The 17,590-nt window shown below is 62.2% G+C and carries 16 protein-coding genes and 1 tRNA gene; 8 read left to right on the forward strand and 9 right to left on the reverse strand.

The annotated features are described in order from the left end of the window. The first annotated feature begins 8 nt into the window (after positions 1–8). From VII69_00425 to VII69_00435, 3 genes are read left to right on the forward strand one after another with little or no spacing between them, the layout of a single operon-like run. Entirely contained in the window at positions 9–920 is a 912-nt protein-coding gene (locus VII69_00425) for a glycine betaine ABC transporter substrate-binding protein (protein ID HEY5093561.1), read from the forward strand. Further along, positions 921–1,886, forward strand: coding sequence for an ABC transporter ATP-binding protein (locus VII69_00430; GenBank protein ID HEY5093562.1), 966 nt, complete (start codon positions 921–923; stop codon positions 1,884–1,886). A gap of 4 nt (positions 1,887–1,890) precedes the next feature. After that, a complete protein-coding gene (locus tag VII69_00435) occupies positions 1,891–2,502 on the forward strand; it encodes an ABC transporter permease (GenBank protein HEY5093563.1) in 612 nt (203 codons plus the stop codon). A gap of 136 nt (positions 2,503–2,638) precedes the next feature. Here VII69_00435 and egtD read toward each other — a convergent pair whose 3' ends face one another. After that, entirely contained in the window at positions 2,639–3,631 is a 993-nt protein-coding gene (gene egtD / locus VII69_00440; protein ID HEY5093564.1) for an L-histidine N(alpha)-methyltransferase, read from the reverse strand. Between egtD and VII69_00445 the strand changes: the two genes are divergently transcribed. Next, positions 3,630–4,427: an alpha/beta hydrolase gene (locus tag VII69_00445; protein ID HEY5093565.1), complete on the forward strand. Its 798-nt coding sequence runs from the start codon at positions 3,630–3,632 to the stop codon at positions 4,425–4,427. The two genes, egtD and VII69_00445, sit on opposite strands and share 2 nt — an antisense overlap. Positions 4,428–4,536: 109 nt before the next feature. On the opposite strand, the gene VII69_00450 is transcribed toward VII69_00445, so the two are convergent. The 4 genes from VII69_00450 to VII69_00465 all read right to left on the reverse strand — a co-directional run bounded on the left by VII69_00450 (position 4,537) and on the right by VII69_00465 (position 7,634). Next, on the reverse strand, positions 4,537–4,983 hold the full coding sequence (locus tag VII69_00450; protein ID HEY5093566.1) for a hypothetical protein: 447 nt from the start codon (positions 4,981–4,983) through the stop codon (positions 4,537–4,539). A gap of 48 nt (positions 4,984–5,031) precedes the next feature. After that, positions 5,032–5,937: an NAD(P)-dependent oxidoreductase gene (locus VII69_00455; GenBank protein ID HEY5093567.1), complete on the reverse strand. Its 906-nt coding sequence runs from the start codon at positions 5,935–5,937 to the stop codon at positions 5,032–5,034. A 75-nt stretch (positions 5,938–6,012) separates the two neighbouring features. Beyond that, positions 6,013–7,290: a Glu/Leu/Phe/Val dehydrogenase gene (locus VII69_00460; GenBank protein ID HEY5093568.1), complete on the reverse strand. Its 1,278-nt coding sequence runs from the start codon at positions 7,288–7,290 to the stop codon at positions 6,013–6,015. 257 nt (positions 7,291–7,547) lie between these two features. Next, a tRNA-Leu gene (locus VII69_00465) sits at positions 7,548–7,634 on the reverse strand. Positions 7,635–7,727: 93 nt separating this feature from the next. Between VII69_00465 and VII69_00470 the strand changes: the two genes are divergently transcribed. The 4 genes from VII69_00470 to VII69_00485 all read left to right on the forward strand — a co-directional run bounded on the left by VII69_00470 (position 7,728) and on the right by VII69_00485 (position 11,317). Next, on the forward strand, positions 7,728–8,852 hold the full coding sequence (locus VII69_00470) for an aromatic ring-hydroxylating dioxygenase subunit alpha (protein HEY5093569.1): 1,125 nt from the start codon (positions 7,728–7,730) through the stop codon (positions 8,850–8,852). Beyond that, on the forward strand, positions 8,852–10,018 hold the full coding sequence (gene solA / locus VII69_00475) for an N-methyl-L-tryptophan oxidase (GenBank protein ID HEY5093570.1): 1,167 nt from the start codon (positions 8,852–8,854) through the stop codon (positions 10,016–10,018). Before VII69_00470 ends, solA begins: the two co-directional genes overlap by 1 nt. A gap of 37 nt (positions 10,019–10,055) precedes the next feature. Continuing rightward, entirely contained in the window at positions 10,056–10,568 is a 513-nt protein-coding gene (locus VII69_00480) for a hypothetical protein (GenBank protein ID HEY5093571.1), read from the forward strand. 293 nt (positions 10,569–10,861) lie between these two features. Next, positions 10,862–11,317: a hypothetical protein gene (locus VII69_00485; GenBank protein HEY5093572.1), complete on the forward strand. Its 456-nt coding sequence runs from the start codon at positions 10,862–10,864 to the stop codon at positions 11,315–11,317. Between the two features lie 163 nt (positions 11,318–11,480). Here VII69_00485 and VII69_00490 read toward each other — a convergent pair whose 3' ends face one another. The 4 genes from VII69_00490 to VII69_00505 are packed head-to-tail and all read right to left on the reverse strand — an operon-like array spanning position 11,481 to position 17,546. After that, the gene (locus tag VII69_00490; protein ID HEY5093573.1) at positions 11,481–13,448 is read right to left on the reverse strand and encodes a protease pro-enzyme activation domain-containing protein; all 1,968 of its coding nucleotides are present in this window, start codon (positions 13,446–13,448) and stop codon (positions 11,481–11,483) included. After that, positions 13,445–14,758, reverse strand: a complete 1,314-nt coding sequence (locus tag VII69_00495) for a hypothetical protein (protein HEY5093574.1) — start codon at positions 14,756–14,758, stop codon at positions 13,445–13,447. The genes VII69_00490 and VII69_00495 overlap by 4 nt, the downstream gene beginning before the upstream one ends. Then, positions 14,759–16,102, reverse strand: coding sequence for a TldD/PmbA family protein (locus VII69_00500; protein HEY5093575.1), 1,344 nt, complete (start codon positions 16,100–16,102; stop codon positions 14,759–14,761). It lies immediately after the preceding gene. After that, positions 16,092–17,546, reverse strand: coding sequence for a TldD/PmbA family protein (locus VII69_00505; protein ID HEY5093576.1), 1,455 nt, complete (start codon positions 17,544–17,546; stop codon positions 16,092–16,094). Before VII69_00505 ends, VII69_00500 begins: the two co-directional genes overlap by 11 nt. Between the last annotated feature and the right edge of the window lie 44 nt (positions 17,547–17,590).

Genomic DNA, 17,590 nt, shown 5'->3' on the forward strand with positions numbered 1-17,590 from the left:
TCGACGATATGGCCTCGCAGATGATGACGCGCTCCGCCGCGCTCCGCGTTCTCGCGGCGGCGGCTCTGATCCCGGCCGGCTGCGGCGGGAAGCCCGCTTCCGTGATCAAGGTCGGATCGAAGAATTTCACCGAAGAACTGCTGCTCGGCGAGATGTATTCGCTCGCGTTGGAGCGCGCCGGATACAACGTCGAACGCAGGCTCAATCTGGGCAGCACGCAGATCGCGATGGAAGCCATGCAGCGCGGCGAGATCGATCTCTACCCGGAATACACCGGCACCGCGTTGGTCGTGCAACTAAAATTAGCGCCGATGAGCGACCGGCGCAAGGTGTTCGATTTGGTCAAGGCGGCGTACATCCGGCAATACGACATGACGTGGCTCGATCCAGCGCCGATGAACGACATGCAAGCGCTCGCCACCACGCAGGCCGTCGCTGCCAAATATGGACTGCGCACGCTTTCGGAATGCTCCCGTCTGGCGCCGCGCCTGCGGCTTGGCGCCGGCCATGAATTCATCGAGCGCCCGGACGGCCTGCCGGGCTTGCAGCGCGCTTACGGCGGCTTTCACTTCGCGTCGGTGAAGATCACGGCGCTCGGACTCAAATACAAAGCACTGCTCGCCGGCGATGTCGATGTCGCGCTCGCGTTCGGCACCGATGGTGAGATCGACGCCGACAAACTCGTCGTCCTCGACGATGACCGCCATTTCTTTCCGCCGTATCAAGTGGCGCCGGTCGTCCGCACGAACACGCTCACGCAGTTCCCGAAGATCCCGAGCGCTTTGAACGCCCTCAGCCCGTTCATCACCGATGCGACGATGCGCCGCCTGAATTGGCGCGTCGACGGCAACAAGGAAGAACCGGCCGATGTCGCGCGCGATTTCGTCACTCAGGTCCTTGCGAATCCGGCAACGACGTAGGTGAGCGATTCCGTTCCCGCCGTCCGCTTCGATGGAGTCGTCAAACGATTCGACGGCGCGAGCAGGCCGGCAGTCGACGGCGTATCGCTCGATGTCAGGCGCGGAGCATTCATCGTCCTGCTCGGTCCGTCTGGCTGTGGAAAGACCACGCTCCTGCGGACGGTCAATCGACTGGTGACGCCAAGCTCCGGCGCGATATATGTCAACGGCGAGGATGTCGCTTCTTCCGATCCGGTTCGCCTGCGCCGCGGGATCGGCTACGTCATCCAAAACGTCGGCTTGTTCGCTCACATGACCGTGGCCGAAAACGTTGCGATCGTTCCCGGTCTACTGGGTTGGGATAGCGACCGCATACGGGCTCGCGTCGACGAATTGCTCGAACTTGTCCACCTTCCGGCGGATGAGTACCGCACGCGGCGGCCACGAGCGTTGTCGGGCGGGCAACAGCAGCGCATCGGCCTTGCGCGGGCGCTCGCGGCCGATCCCGCAATTCTCTTGATGGACGAGCCATTCGGCGCAGTCGACGCCATCGAGCGGACGCACCTGCAAGACGAGATCGCCGCGTTGCAAGCGAGACTGCACAAGACGGTGCTGTTCGTGACCCATGACGTCGACGAAGCATTTCGGCTGGCCGACGTCGTGATCATCATGCGCGACGGGCACGTGGAGCAATGCGCGACGCCGACGGAAATCCTTGCGCGGCCTGCGACGCCGTTCGTGGCCGAGCTTGTCGGCGCGGGCGATATCGTGCGGCGGCTGCGCGCGTTGCGGGTGAACTCGGCCATCGATCATACGTCGTCCGGCAACCAGCTCGGACTTTCCTCGATCGCGGCGCAAGCCACGCTCGGCGAAGCACTTGCTTTGCTTCTCGACGGCGCGAGTGCGCTCGAAGTGAAAGACGATGCAGGGGCTGCGCTGGGTGTCGTGACCGTTGCGAGCGTGCTCGCTGCGGCGCGGCGCGCGTAACGCTGTGTCGTACCTGTTCGGCCATCCGGATGTCGTGTTCGCCGCACTTGGTCAGCACATAGCATTGAGCGGCGCTGCGCTCGCCGCGGCTTTCGCCATCGCATTGCCGCTGGGCGTGGCGGCGGCGCGCGTGCCCGGACTGCGCTTACCCGTCTTTGGTGTTTTGAACGTGATCTACACCATTCCGAGTCTCGCGCTGTTCGCCATGCTCGTGCCGTTCCTAGGCCTCGGCTTTGCTCCGGCGGTCTGTGGCCTCGCGCTCTACGCGCTGATGATCATGGTGACGAACGTGACGGCGGGCATCACGTCGGTCGATGCGGCAGTCGTCGACGCGGCGCGCGGTCTGGGGATGAGCACGGCCCAAGTGTTGTGGCGAGTGGAGCTGCCGCAGGCGCTACCTGTGATCATCGGCGGGGTGCGCATCGCGTCGGCAGCGGTGATCTCGATCGCGACCGTCGGCGCGCTCGTCGATGCCGGCGGACTAGGGACGCTCATCCTAGCCGGCATTGATCAAGATAATCTGCCGAAGGCGATCGCCGGTGCGATCACGTGCGTCGCGCTGGCGCTCATCGTTGACGGCGGCCTGCGCATGGTGGAGCGCCGCGCCGCACATTGAATTGAAAACCCGTAGGAGGGCAAACGTTGATTGCCCCGTTTTTTTGTGTGAGCAACCCGTACTAGGGTGAGCAACGCTCACCCATTTTTTGGGCAAGCGATGCTTGCCCTAGTACAGTTGCCTCCTACGATACTTACTAGGCGCGGAGCAGGTTGCTGCTGAACATTCCGGCCGCGTCGGTCCAGGTGTTCGTCAATTCAAAACCGGTCTGGCTGGCAAGATCGGCAAGCCGTTCTCGATCGTACTTGTACGACGATTCGGTGTGGATGGTCTCGCCGCGATCGAAATGGACTTCTATCCCAAGGGCCGCGATCGGCACAGTTTGCTCCTCCCGGCTGACGAGATGCATTTCAACCCGGCCGAGACTTTCGTTGTAGTGCGCCCGATGTGCAAATTTCCGAAGGTCGAACTTTCCGCCCAACTCGCGGTTGATGCGCGCTAGCACGTTGAGATTAAAGGCCGCCGTGACACCCTCAGAGTCGTCGTAAGCCGCTTCGAGCACCGCACGATCCTTTTTCAAGTCGGCGCCGAGCAAGAGCGCATCACGGTCTTTGAGCACTTCGTGCACCGCGCGCAAGGTGTTGACCGCGTCGTGCGGTTCGAAATTGCCGATGTTGGAGCCCAAGAACAGGACCATACTGCGGACGTCGCCGTTGCTCGAGATACTCTTCAGGCCCTCGAGATAGTCGGCGGCGACGCCGTCGACCATGATATTCGGATATTCGCGCGACAGCGCCTCAGAGCTAGCTTTTAACGCCGACGGCGAGATGTCGATCGGCCGGTAACGAAGTGTGGGCTGGCGTTCGAGCGCTGCGCTTATGATGCGGCGCGTTTTGATCGCGCTGCCGCTGCCCAATTCGATGAGGTCTATCGGAGAGCCGACCGCGTCGACGATTTCGCGCGCGTGACGGTCGAGGATCTCATCTTCGGCTCGCGTGAGATAGTATTCGGGAAGAAGGCAAATCGCGTCGAAGAGCGACGAACCGAGATCATCGTAGAAATATTTCGGTAAGAGCCGTTTCGGCGATGCCGACAACCCGGCTTTGACATCCTGAGCAAACGGCACGCTGGCACCTTGCGCGCCCGCGCTGGAGGTCCCTGCGCTTCGCGCGCGAACCGCGCCCGCCATGGAAAAGCTCATCAATTTCGACGACGGCGCGTCGACCACGCTCGAGACGTGGGGCCAAGACGAACCCGCGCTGCTGTGCGTGCATGGGATGACAAGTTCTCGAAAAGCGTGGACCCGCTTGGCTGAAACATTCGCCGGCCGTTATCGCATTTGTGCGTACGATCAACGCGGGCACGGCGATTCGACCGAGTTCAACGGGCCGATGACGCTCGCACGCGGCGTCGCAGATCTACGCGCGGTCGCCGGACACATCGACGGCAATATCGCGGCGCTCGTCGGTCATTCGTGGGGCGGCGCGATCGTGATATTGGCAGGATTCGATTCGCTCGCGAAGTCCGTCGTCGCAATCGATCCGGTGCTCAGAGTCTTGCCCGATACGTGGCGCCGCGAATACTTGGATGACGCCGAGACCGACTTCGCCAAACCGTTCGACGAGTTGGCGCAAGATCTGCGCGGCCGTCTCGCGGAGTGGCCGGCGATCGATGTCGAAGGGAAGATGCACGCCGTGCGGCACATGACCGCCGAACCCATCGCGCGCCTCGGCAGCGATAACCGGGTCGAAGAGGGCGGGTGGAATATTCTCAGCGACGTTGCGGCCTACCCTAAACCGCTGCTCGTATTCGCAGCGCAGCCGGGCGAATCGGTCATGTCCGACGACGATGTAGCCGTGCTGCGTGCCACCGGCGGCGTGAACGTAACGGTGCACGAATATCCCGATCACGGCCACAATCTGCATCGCACCGCGTTCGAACGGTTCGTTGCGGATCTGACGGCGTTCCTAGATAGTCAAAGATAGTTCTCTTAAAAAGGTGGGGTGAGCGATGCTCACCCTAGTACGGGAACAAAAAAATGGGCAAGCGATGCTTGCCCTAGTACGATGGCCCTCAGAAACAAAGGGTCGTTCGTTACTTCGCGGCCATCACGTGCAGGTCGTGAAGATCCTCGAGGATGTTCAGCGTCACTGCGTCTTTGACGTCCGAGCCGGTCAAGCCGATGTCGCCTTGGATGCGCTTGACCGTGTCGTCGCCGTGGATATAACCCTTCACAGCGTCGTTGTGTTTCTTGATCGTGTCTGCATCGGTCTTGCCGTTGGCCTTTACCCAGGCCTCGAATTGGACGTACGTGGGCTTCGTGGTCTTGACGAACTCGATCACTTTCTCGCGTTCGAGGCCCAAGTCGGAGATCGTCATCTGATCGAAGCCTTTGCCGCAATAGTCATGGCCGTCGGGCAACATGCCCGCGTTGCCGAGTGTGAGCTTCGTCCATAGCCGCGGCAGGTGCATGGCGCCGAGCGGTCCGACCGTCGACGAGCTGATGATGGGGATGTATTTGGTGTCGGTTGCGGTAGCCATTTCAGAGAGACCTCCAATAGTAGAGAGCGAGTGAAGCGAAATGCGTCGTCAGTTCTTGGACGCGACGGCGCGCCGCGATTTGAACGTCAGTTCTGCGATGCCCGATTTGTCGAGTTCTCCCAACCCAGCCGCGCACATCGCGTCGAATTGCTGTTTCGATGCGGCCGCGACGGGAAGATCGAGTTCGGCCTCGCGCCCGAGCTCGAGCGCGATCCCCGAATCCTTCGCCGCGTGCGCGGCAGAGAAATAACATGCATGATCGTGGTTTTGCATGTCCTCGCCGTCGGTTTCCAAAACCCGAGAATTGGCGCCGGTCTGCGCGAATATTTCGCGGAGCATCGTGAGATCCAATCCAAGGGCTTCGCCTAATCCAAGTCCTTCGGCGAGCCCGGCGGTGTTGATGTTCATGACCATGTTGACAAGCGCTTTGACTTTTGCGGCCCGGCCTGCCGGTCCCACATAGCGCAGCGACGAGCTCATCTTGTCGAGGATGGGTTTGACGTGATCGAACGTCAATCGTTCGCCGCCGCACATGAGGTAGAGCGTGCCGTCTCGGGCTTGCGAAATCGAGCTGGCCATGCAGGCTTCAAGCGACTGCGCGCCGCGCGCCTTTGCGAGCGTCTCGACTTCGACGTGCACATCGGGCGTGATGGTGGCGCAGTTGATGAAAACCTTGCCGGCGGCGCCGTCCAACAGCGAGGCGCCCGATTCCGCGAAGATGCTCCGCATGGCCGCGTCGTCGGTGACGACCGTGATGATGACGTCGGAAAGTTCGGTGACTCTGGCCAGCGTGCGCGCAGCCTCGGCGCCGATCTCCGCCGCGAGCGCGCCGGCCGACTCAGGGCGTGCATCGTACACGGCAGCGACGCTGAAGCCGGTGTCTTTCAAACGGCGCGCGATGTTGGAACCCATCCGTCCAACGCCGACAACGCCGATCTTCGGAGAAGACGCCATGCAGTTATGTCCTCCTCGCCCAAAGTCGGGGCGGCTGTGGTTAGGCGCGCCCCGTTCGCTTTCCCCTTGTGGCCCCTACGGATACACGCCGCGCAGCATGGTGGCTTCCGCAACGCGGCCGACAGCCAACACGTATGCACCGCGACGCATGTTGATCTTGTGCTGCTTCGCGCGATCGTAGGTGTCGCGGAACGCGCGGACCATCATGCGCTTGAGGCGGTCGTTGACCTCGTTCTCCTCCCAGAAGTTCTCCTGAAGGTTTTGCACCCACTCGAAATACGAAACCGTCACGCCGCCGGCGTTCGCCAAGATATCGGGCAGCACCATGATGCCGCGATCGAACAAGATGTCGTCTGCTTCGGGCAGGGTGGGGCCGTTCGCCGCTTCGGCAACCACTTTGGCGCGGATGCGCGGCGCGTTCTCGGCGGTGATGACTTTCTCAAGCGCGGCCGGGATCAACACTTCGCACTCGTATTCAAGCACGTCTTTGTTCGATGCCGCAGCGCCGCCGCTAAAGCCAGTCACCGAACCGGTTTCGGCTTTGTATGCGACGAGTTTCTTGACGTCGAGTCCCTTGTCGTTGGCGATGCCGCCGTGGCTGTCGGACACTGCGACAATCTTGTACCCGGCGTCTTGCATGAGTTCGGCTGCGTGCAATCCGGCGTTGCCGAAACCTTGAATGGCCACGCGCGCGCCCGCTTGCTCCATGCCCAATTCTTTCAGCGCTTCGTCGACGACGAACATGCACCCGCGCGCCGTGGCTTTGTCGCGGCCGAGCGATCCGCCGATCGCGATTGGCTTGCCCGTGACGACGCCGGGAATCGAATAGCCGCGCAGCATGGAGAACGTATCCATGATCCACGCCATGATCTGCGGCGTGGTATAGACGTCGGGTGCGGGGATGTCGCGCTCGGGGCCGATGATGATGGAGATCTCGCTCGTATAACGGCGCGTGAGATGTTCGAGCTCGCGCATGTCCATATTTTTAGGATCGCAAATGATGCCGCCTTTTGCGCCGCCGAACGGAATGTTTACCAGCGCGCATTTCCAAGACATCCACATCGCAAGGGCCTTGACCTCGTCGAGCGTGACGTCGGGATGGAACCGGATGCCGCCCTTCGCAGGTCCGCGCGACATGTTGTGCTGCACGCGATAGCCTTCGAACACGCGGATCGACCTGTCGCTCATCTCGCACGGCACTGAAACCGTGAGGATTCTCTTGGGGACGCGCAAATACGCGTGAATACCGGAGTCCAGACCGATGAGCGTGGCGACATCGTCCAACTGCGCCTGCGCCATCTCCCAGACGTTGCGCGACGCCTGCGCCGCGGATCGATCGAGCGTTGACGACATGAAGTCTCCCCTCGCGCTGTGAAGCGCAACAGCAATGCGGCCTCGGCATCCATGCCGGGGCCGCAAGGCTTCTGCGCGAGCGGGACCGTTTTCCCGTCAGCCGGACGTCACAGTGTGCGACGCCACGACGTATGGGGCCGATTTTCCTAATGCCGATATAGCCGGGCCCAATCAAGCGGCCCAAACTGTCGGTTCATTTTCTTTTAATAAGGGGACGGCCGATACTACGAGCGATCGACCCAGCATTTGTTAGGAGATGGTGCCGAAGACAGGACTTGAACCTGCACGTCCTTGCGGACACAAATACCTGAAACTTGCGCGTCTGCCAATTTCGCCACTTCGGCGCGAGCATTTATGTTCGGAGAGCCTAGGAGCGCTCCTTCCCCGCCGCGCCGACCAAAGAGGGCGCACTCCGCTGCGTCCGTAAGCGAATGTGCGTGGATACGCACGTCGGGCCTCATACGGCCAGTCTTGAGCGCACTCTGCCGCGCGCATATTATTTCGACGACGCGATCTATAACCGCGAGCGCGAACGGATCTTTTTCCGCGACTGGTTCTTAGCATGCCGAGACGAGCAGATCACCGTGCCGGGTGACTATCGAAGTGTCGGCGTGGCCGGCGAAAGCGTCATCATCGTGCGAGGCAAGGACGGCGCATTGCGTGCGCACTACAACGTCTGCCGGCATCGCGGCAGCAGGCTCGTCCCCGAAGAATCGTGCGGCACGTTCGCAGGCGGCATCCGCTGTCCATATCATTCGTGGACGTACGAATTCGACGGCCGCTTGCGCACCGCGCCTTTTCTCGAAGATGCGGACGGCCTGCACAAAGATGAGCTCGGCTTGCATCGTGTGGGCATCGACGTTTGGGGCGGCTTCGTCTTCGTGAATCTGACACCGGAAGCAGCGGCTGCCGAGGGACGCACGCTTGCCGTGCAGTTGGAAGGCGTGCCCGAGCGGCTGAAGCGGTATCCACTTTCCGAGCTCCGCATCGGCGCCACCATCACGTACGAGATCGCAGCCAACTGGAAAGTGATGCTCGAGAATTACAACGAGTGCTATCACTGCGCCGGCGTGCATCCGGAGTTATCCGCGCTCGTTCCTTCGTTCAAGAAAAAAGGCGGGGCGGACTTGGATTGGGAGCGCGGCATTCCCCATCGCGAAGGCGCGTACACATTCACCTTTAGCGGCACGACAGACCGCGCGCTGTTCGCCGGCCTCGACGACGACGAACGCACGAGGCACAAAGGCGAACTGATCTATCCCAATTTCTTACTGAGCCTCTCCGCCGATCACGTCGCAGCTTTCACGGTCTTTCCGCGTGGTCCGCTCGAGACCACGATCGTCTGCGACTTCCTCTTCCATCCCGACGAGATACGCAAAGCCAGCTTCGACCCGTCGGACGCAGTTGAGTTTTGGGATCTCACAAATCGCCAGGATTGGAAGATCTGCGAAAGCGTGCAGCGCGGCATGGGCTCGCGCGTGTGGGAGTATGGATACTACGCGCCGATGGAGCGCTGGAGCTTGGATCTCCGGCGCTACGTGAACGAACGGCTCGGCCCTTAGTGGCGCGCGATTTCGACTACATCGTCCTGGGCTTGGGCGGCATCGGCAGCGGCGCCGCGTATTGGTTGGCCAGGCGCGGCTCCGTCACGGTGCTCGGACTCGAACAGTTCGAACTTGGCCACGTGCGCGGCGAGTCGCAAGACCACTCGCGCATCATCCGGCTGTCATATCATGCGCCGAACTACGTCCGTTTGGCGAAGCGGGCGTACGAATCGTGGGCCACTCTCGAAGCGGAAAGCGAATCGCAACTCGTGCTCAAGACCGGCGGCTTGGATCTCGGCCCGCGCGCGGGGGCGATTCCGCTGCAAGGCTACGCCGACGCGATGACGGCGTGCGACGTGCCGTTCGAGCGGCTCGATTCGCGCGAGATCATGCGGCGTTGGCCGCAATTCACGCTGACCGACGACATCGAAGGGCTATTCCAAGCCGAGAGCGGCATCGCAATGGCGGCGCGAGCGAACGATGCTCATCGCAAGATGGCGCGTGCCCATGGCGCGGTCTTGCGCGACAACGCGCCGGTCGAGCGGATCACCGACCACGGCGGCGAGATCGAGGTCAGCGCCGGCGGCACGACCTACCGCTGCGGCAAGCTTGTGATCGCCGCAGGTCCGTGGACCAATCGCGCGCTCGCCAATTTCGATATCCACATGTCGCTCGAGATCACAAAAGAACAGGTGACGTATTTTGCGGCGCCCGATCCATCGGCGTTCGCGCCCGGCCGGTTTCCGGTGTGGATTTGGATGGACGATCCGTCGTTCTACGGCTTCCCCGTTTTCGGCGAGGCCGGCCCGAAAGTGGCGCAAGACGCCGGCGGCAAACCCGTGGACGCCGACACGCGAACCTTCGAACCTGATGCGGAAAACTTCGCGCGCGTCGAAGGGTTCTTGCAGCGTTATCTCCCGTCGGCGCTCGGTCCAGTGATCTATACGAAGACGTGTCTCTATACGCTTACGCCGGATCGCGATTTTGTGATCGACACCGTTCCCGGCCACCCCGACATTTCGTTTGCGATCGGCGCCGGACACGCGTTTAAGTTCGCGTCGGTCATCGGGCGCATTTTGGGCGAGCTAGTCGCAGACGGCAAGACACCAAGCGATATCGCCGCGTTCGGCGCCGGCCGTGAGATCCTGACGATGACCGATCCGCCGAAGTCGTATATGGTATAATCCGAAACGTGAACCCCTCGGCCAGCGTTTCGCAGTCATGAAGAAGCTGATTATCGCCCTCCTGCTCGTGGCGCCCGCTGCGGCGTCCGCCGCGCCGCTCGTCCCTTATCTGCCGGTGCCCAAGGACTCGGCGGTCATCTTGGACACCGGATCCACCAACACGCTGGGTTATCGCATCGTCGTGCAGCAGTCAGGCGACGCAGAGTACATCAACGGATCGCGGCGCGCGAAGGTCGAGTTGCCACCGTCGCTCGCGGCACAGTTCTTCAAAGACGCTCAAGCCGCCATGCCGCTGACCGCTCGGGGCGCATCGGATTGCATGAAGAGTTCGTCGTTCGGCTCATCGTTGTTCGTGTGGTGGAAGGGTTCGCGTTCGGGCGATCTCACGTGCGGCGGCGCGAGCGCAGTCGCAAACGATGCGCTGAAGATCGCGCAATCGATCGGCATGTCCACAAGCGTGCGCACGCCGCTCGTTCGTCCGATACCGATGCTCACCAATGAGCCACGCAAGCCATTGCCTCCGCAGCCCATGCCGAGTCCGTCGCCGTAAAAAGATTTTCGGCCCAGAACGTTTCGACGAGTCAACGAAAGGACGCCAACGGACTTAAAGTTTCGCGATGAGGCCCGCGGATGCTCACTCGCGGGCTTGGGCGCGGTGCTCTTTATTACGTCGCTTGTCGAGGGAAGCGGCCCGGCATTTGGATGGAGTGGTTGCGTCTACCACTGTGGCTTTAGACTATGTCGCCGTTACTTCGCTCGTGGCCGTCATTCTCGGGACCTACCTTGCTTACAGGAAACCGCCAAATATGTGACGCTCTTTGCGGGTCGTACGATAGACCTGAGTTGAGCAAGAGAATTCGCACGACGCTCGGATTTCGCGCCCATTCCGGATGGGCGACGGTGGTCGCCCTCAAGGTTCCGGTCCACGCACCGTCGGTGATCGAGCGGAAAAGAATCGCGCTCGCCGATCCCGAGACGCCGGGCTCCATGCAGCCTTTTCATGCGGCGGCAGAGCTGAACAAGACGGCCGCCGCAAGGTTTATCGCGCTATGCACCAGCGCCACGAACGCGATGGCAAAGCGAGAGCTTCGCGCGGTCGTCAAGGATTTGTCCGATCGTGGTCACGTGGTGGTCGCCTGCGGCAACCTGCTCGGTTCCGGACGTTCGCCTGCCACGCTTGCCGCGGCGCTCGCGTCGCATCCCATGTTGCACACGGCGGAAGGTAAATTTTTCCGCGAGGCGCTCAATGTCGCAAGCCGGCATTTAGGATTGCAGGTTTCGGGAATCGTGGAAAAGTAGGCGCTCGAGATCGGGTCCGCGGTGTTCGGGATAAGCTCGGAACAATTGCGACGAACGTTGAACGAACTGGGCCGGCCACTGGGCTCGCCCTGGCGTCAAGACGAGAAGCTCGCAACGCTGGCGGCTTGGCTCGCCCTCGCGGAGGGACGCACTAAGAAATCGCTTAGATCCCGGTGACCACTTTCACGAGCGCGCTCCCGAACGGCACGCCGATCCCCGTTGTGAGATCGTAGCCGGTCAGCGCATTGTAGCCGGGATCGAGCTGATTCGGGTTGGTCAAGTTGAATACGGCGTTATTGCCGTACGTGACATCATAGACTGTCTGCGCGTAGCTCGGCAAACCATAGAGCTTGTAAAATATCACGTTTGGATTGCCGAGCCGGTATGGATGCGACGATGGCCCAAACCCGCATTGCGAATTGAGTCTGCACGCCTGCAAGACCAGCGCCCACATCGCCGCTGCATCGGGCGCAGCCGCGCTCGTGCCGCCCACGGCACCGAGCGCCACAGAGTTCGGATCGAATGCGTCGATCACGACCGCATCGCCGGTGATCAGATCGGCGTTGAGCGCGATATCGGGAACGCCGCGCGCCGTGCCGACGATTCCGGTGAGCGCGTTCTGATATCCAGGCCGCGCGAACACGACCGACAGACCGCCGCCTGTGGCGCCGCGGCTCCCGAGCAAGCCGGTCTGCACTCCCCATGCCGTGATCGGCCCACCGAGGCGGCCGTCCGGCAAGATCGGCGTCGTGGTGCCGCCGACTGCGCTCACGTTCGTATCGCTGGCCGGATAAGAGACGCACAGCAAGTCTTGCGTCGCGCGGACGCCGTCGCTTTGGCAACCTTCCGCACCGGTATCGCCGGACGCCAAGAACGTCGCGATTCCTTCAGCGGCGAGCATGGCGAACTCGTCGGGTTCGAGTCCGGTCCCGTCCGGGTGCAAGATCGGATTGTTTGGCGACGCGATGTCCGGCTCTCCGCCGCCGGCACTGAGGCTGACGACGTCGGCCGCATTGTCCGCGATGGCTTGCTGCAATTCGTCGTCGACCTCGCCGATGCCGAGCGCCGGCGTGGGCGGATCGTTCGTGCACCGTCCGGCGGTGTAGCATTCATTCGGATTGTAGGCGAGGTAGAAGAGCACGCTTGCATCGCGCGCCAAACTGGACGACTGCTCGGTGTCGAGTTGCGCTTCGATGTCTTCCGGATTGCAGACGTTATAATCGGGCGGATCCGTCTGCTGACAAGGCGGCGTCACCGGCGGCGGCGTTTGCAGCCCGGTGCTGCACACCGGACAGACGGTGGTCACGTTCACCTGTTTCACCGTGCCGGTTCCGGGGACCGCGTACAGCCCGCGATATGCCGGAACGTCCGCCGTCGACATCGGCCCGGTGCCGATGATCCCAATCGTGATGCCGCGGCCGGTTATGCCGGTGTTGTACGCACCCGTGTAGTCGAAGGCGCTCGCAAGCTGCCAAGGTGAGTAGCCTAAAAGCAAGTTGTTGCCTAGGCCGCCCGCGACGTGGATCGGCGGCGTCACGACGATCATCGGGTTGTGCAGTCTGCGGCGCGTGACGATTCGCGCGACCCCTGCGATGTGCACGCCTGCGTCGACCGTCGGTTTGTACATCGGTGCGAAGAACGTCCGGTTCCCGGTGGTATAGACGCCAAACGACGTATGAAGCGCCGCCTCTAAGCGAGCTTGGCCGCCGAATATGCGCAGCGCACCGCGTTGCGGCCAGCTCTGCACGGCGAGTCCTGCTTTGGCGAAATAGTTGAAAGCACCGTTGTAGTCCGATAGCGCGGCGCCGAAGCTATCACCGATCTGTGCCGGCGTGAGGAAGTGCCGGTATACCGGCGACGACGGATCGTTCACGAGCCTTGCAAAATCGAGCAGCCCTTGTTCATCGCGCAAGGGAACGATCACGTCTATGCCAAGCGTGCCCAGATGCGCGCGGCCGGTGAAGCGCGCGCCGGCAAGCGCATCTGAATCGTATTGAATGCCCAGCGCCGGCCCGGATATCACCCGGTGCGCAACGGGCAACGTCACTGAGGACGCCGCGGACGCGAGCGTTGAAAAGGCGCCGAGGCCGATCGCCGCGACCAATGCTGCCGCGATCCGAGGCGTTGTCATGATGGGTGCGTTCTACGGGCGGATGACCGCGCGCTGAATGGACGGGTATCGGCCGCGCGTGCGCGCCGCACCGTGGTCTGCATCGTTTTTGCCGAATGCATGCGTACTGCGTCCACCAAACGGGCTGCGCCGCGCGCGACCAGTTGGGCCGGTCGACGTTCGCCACTCGCGAGCACCGTTTCGCTTTGCAGGCCGATGGTCTCGTCGATGACTGTGAATTGTATCGGCTTACCCTCGAAAAACGCGAGGCCGTTCTGGCCACTGAAGTCGTAGAACGCGGTCAGCACATCGGCACGCGTGACGCACGCGACGCCGCGGCCCTGCACGACGTACGTGTGCACGACCGTATTGTCTACGGTACCGAATATCGGGTCTACCGAAGTGTGGTGCTCGGCGATGTCGCTGCCTTGCGCGCCAAACGTGACGGGCAGCACGCACGCCGCCGGAATAGTCACGAGACCATTGTCCAAGTATGCATCGCTTGCCAATCCGCCGGCGGGCAGCCAATCCGGCACGGTGAAGACGATCGGGGAGGGCTGCGGCGACGCGCCGGGCTCGGTGACCGTGATCGCGATTTGGCCGCCTGCGGGCGCGGCGTAGGTGTAGTCGGTCTCGATCGGCGAGCCTTTCAGAACTTTGTACAATCCTGAGCCATCCGCGTTCGAAAACGCCGATGAGGATGTGCCATCTGGGAAGCTGTCGGTCTCACTGTACGAGCCGTCGTCGTTTACGAGCCGGTTTGAGGTCTGGCCATCGGGATCTGTTTCGGCCGTCGTCAGCCGTGCGTTATTGGTCCACGTGCTGCCGCCGGTCTCAGGCAGCATGTCCACCACGCCGTTGCCCGCACCGCGCTGCACGTCGTTCAAGACGAAATTGCTGTCGAGCGATTGATAGCCGTTCTCGATGAGTGGCCCGGCGCCGCCGGAGGGAAATTGGAAGTAGTCATCGGTGAGCGTCGTGATGGTTTGCAAACCCGCATCGACTTCGGTCTCGCCAAAGTCGGTCAGCCCGGTCGTGCCGTGAAATGTCGTGTTCGTCTTGACGGTCGCGACGTTGTCGACCGTCCAACTCGTCGTGCTCGTCGGCACTGGCGACGGAGCATTGGACGGACCCGGCTGCGCCGGACGCCAAAAAGTTTCGATGAGCGTGCCGTTATAGTGAAAGGTGTCGCCGTTTTGTGCCGGGCGAGAGGATCCGCCGGGCGACGGTCTCGGATTGGGTCCGGGCGTCGTGGAGCCGGAGCCGCCGCCGCACGCGGCAAGCGCGAGCAGCAGAGCCGCGCCGAGCATGGCGCCCGGATAGATCCTCACCTAAAACGTGGTGCCACTCGAAAAGCGGAACCCTTCGATCCGGCAGGCGGGCAGCACGTGACTTTCCGACCGGACGAGATCTTTCGCCAGCTCGCAGCGGCCGAGCGCGCCGACGATCGATTCATTGAAGCGCATGTTTCGCAATCCGCGCACGATCTGACCGTCCTCGATGAGAAAGAATCCGTCGCGCGTCATGCCGGTGATGATGGTTTGAAGCTTGTCGACGAGGCGGATATACCACGTGCGGCACACGAGCAGACCGCGTTTGGTCTCACGTATGAGATCGTCAGCGCTCTTCGTGCCAGGCGTCAGCACTATGTTCAGCGGCAATGGGCCAAAGGTGTTTGGCGCAGGCAGAGCATGGCCGGTGTTCGCGTGCTTCAGCTTGGCCGCGTAGTAGGAATCGTAGACGACGCCGCTTGCGACGCCTTTGTCGATGAGGGTGACAGGCTGGCGCGCTACGCCTTCAAAGTCGAACGGCATGCCCGCGCCGGATGGATGCGCGAAATCGTCGCCGATCGTGATGTTGTCGCCCATGAGTCGATCGCCGATGCGGCCGGTCATGAATGACGAGCCTTCCGAGAACGGCATCGCGCCGAATCCCGTCCATGAGAGGTAGCCGAGATATTCGCGAAACGCCGGCGGCTCCAAGATCACGGTATACTCGCCCGGCTCGACCGATCCGGGATTGCGGCCCGCAGCCGCTCTGCTGGCCGCCGTTTCGCCAAGACGCGCCGCGTTCAGATCTGAAAAGCGGCGTGAATAGCCTTCGGCATAGCCGCTCGAGTCGTCGCCCATCGCCTTGATGTTGATGGCGGAGTCGGTCGAGCGAAAGAATTGCTTGATCCCCTTCGTGTTGGCGATCGCGACGCTGCCGCTGCTCGTGGACACGTAGCCGGCGGCGGTGAGCTTGTGGCCTACCATGACCTTGACGATGTCGGCGACCGCAGCGGCGCGCGCGGCCGGCGTCAACGCCGCCGTCTGCTCGTCGTATGCCCACTCCATGGCGTGCGTCGCGGGGCCCGAGCTTGGTAAGCCCGGAAATTCTTCGTCGGCCGGCGAGACGCGCGCGATCTCGATCGCGCGTGCCACCGCGGTCCGTATGCCTTCCCGGTCGAGTTCGTTCGTGGACGCGACTCCGACGCGGTTTTGAACGACGACGCGGATGTTGATGCTGCGGTCGCGCTCGATGAGATTCTCGTGGATGACGTTATGCGTGATGCGCGAGAGCGCGAGATTTTGGGAAGTGAGGATGACTTCGGTCTCGTCGGCCTTCGATTCTTCGAGCGCGATATCGAGAACGGCGTCGGCCGCGGCGCGGTCGGTGGCAAGATCAGCGGTCATAGCCGACCACCCCGACGTCGACGTTGCGGAAGCGCGCCGGCGACGCGGCTTGGCACGAGCGCGCGGTCTGCATGGGTTCACCCTTGCCGCAGTTCGGCGTGCCCCACGCGACCCATGAATTCTTGTCGCCGATCGCATCGCACGAGCCCCAGAATTTCGGGGTCATGCCTGCGTACGTGGGATTCTTGAGCATCTTCCCCTTCTTGCCGTTCTTGATCTCGTAACCAAGCTGACACCCGAACTGAAAGTTCAGGCGCTTGTCATCGATGGACCACGACCGATTGCTCTCCATGTAGACGCCGTTTTTGATGCCGTCGAAAAGTTCGGCTTCGGGCGTCGTGCCGTGCTGCAGATTCACGTTGCCGATGCGGATCATCGGCAGGCGGCCCCAGTACTCTGCGCGCACGCAGCCGCACAGGTCGACGTTGGCCGCCATGGCCGTGTCGCGACCGGCCATGTAGCCGACGAGAATGCCGTCTTTGATGAGATAGACAGACGCGGCCGGCGTGCCTTCATCGTCAAACCCGTGCGTGGCGAATGCGAGCGGGCACGTCATGTCGCAGACCACATTCACGATCGGGCTGCCATATTTGAAGTTGCCTAATTTGTCGAGCGTGGCGAACGAGGTGCCGGAAAAATTCGCTTCCCATCCGAGCACGCGGTCGAGCTCGAGCGCGTGGCCGATGGATTCGTGGATCTGCAGCGATACTTGATCGCCCGAGAGTATGACGTCCATCGTGCCGCTCGGACACTGCTCGGCTGTGAGCAGCGCGACCGCTTCTTGTCCGATGCGGCGCGCGTTAGAAGGCAGGTCGGCTTTCTTGACGATCTCGTATCCGCCCGTTTGATACAATCCGCACGTGCCGGGAAAAAGACGGTCTTGGACGTCGCCTTCGCCCACCGCGAGCGCCTCGCACGCACTGCCGCACTGCAGCAATTCTTGCGAGATGCGGCTGCCTTCCGTGCTCGCGAATTCTTTCGTCGTGCGCCAGGCGTCCATCCACGCGCGCCCGACTGTGACGCCCTTGGCCGCTCGCACTTCGGCTTCGACGTCGAGAAGGAACTTGATGCGCTCGTCCACCGAAACGTCGTTTGGATCGATTTCAAACGGCGTCTTGAATGTGCCGACCTGTTTGCCGGCAGGCAGCAATTCGATGCCTTCGGCTTTAACCGTCGCGCTCGCTCGCGCAACCTCGACGGCCAGCGCGGCGATGCGGTCGACCTCGCGTTTGTCCATCGACGCGCTCGATGCAAACCCCCACGCGCCATCTACCAGCGCGCGAACGGAGAAACCGCGGCTCTCCGAATCGCTGAAGCCATTGACAACGCCGTTGCGCACCTCGAGATGCTCGTCGCGCACGATGCCGAACCGCACGTCGGCATAGACTGCGCCTCGCGCGACGGCAGTGTCCATCGCCGCCTGCGCTTCGGATTCAAAAAGCACGAATACCTCCGGAAACGATTCGCTGTTTGTGGTGGATAGCTTGG

Source organism: Candidatus Eremiobacteraceae bacterium (assembly GCA_036511855.1).
In the GTDB taxonomy this organism is placed as follows: Bacteria; Vulcanimicrobiota; Vulcanimicrobiia; order Eremiobacterales; family Eremiobacteraceae; genus JABCYQ01.

Bases quoted from the DNA above. Each gene is read 5' to 3' on its own strand.
- VII69_00425 (HEY5093561.1), top strand. From the start codon at position 9: ATGGCCTCGCAGATGATGACGCGCTCCGCCGCGCTCCGCGTTCTCGCG.
- VII69_00445 (HEY5093565.1), top strand. From the start codon at position 3,630: ATGGAAAAGCTCATCAATTTCGACGACGGCGCGTCGACCACGCTCGAG.
- egtD (HEY5093564.1), bottom strand. From the start codon at position 3,631: ATGGCGGGCGCGGTTCGCGCGCGAAGCGCAGGGACCTCCAGCGCGGGC.
- VII69_00450 (HEY5093566.1), bottom strand. From the start codon at position 4,983: ATGGCTACCGCAACCGACACCAAATACATCCCCATCATCAGCTCGTCG.
- VII69_00455 (HEY5093567.1), bottom strand. From the start codon at position 5,937: ATGGCGTCTTCTCCGAAGATCGGCGTTGTCGGCGTTGGACGGATGGGT.
- VII69_00460 (HEY5093568.1), bottom strand. From the start codon at position 7,290: ATGTCGTCAACGCTCGATCGATCCGCGGCGCAGGCGTCGCGCAACGTC.
- VII69_00480 (HEY5093571.1), top strand. From the start codon at position 10,056: ATGAAGAAGCTGATTATCGCCCTCCTGCTCGTGGCGCCCGCTGCGGCG.
- VII69_00490 (HEY5093573.1), bottom strand. From the start codon at position 13,448: ATGACAACGCCTCGGATCGCGGCAGCATTGGTCGCGGCGATCGGCCTC.
- VII69_00500 (HEY5093575.1), bottom strand. From the start codon at position 16,102: ATGACCGCTGATCTTGCCACCGACCGCGCCGCGGCCGACGCCGTTCTC.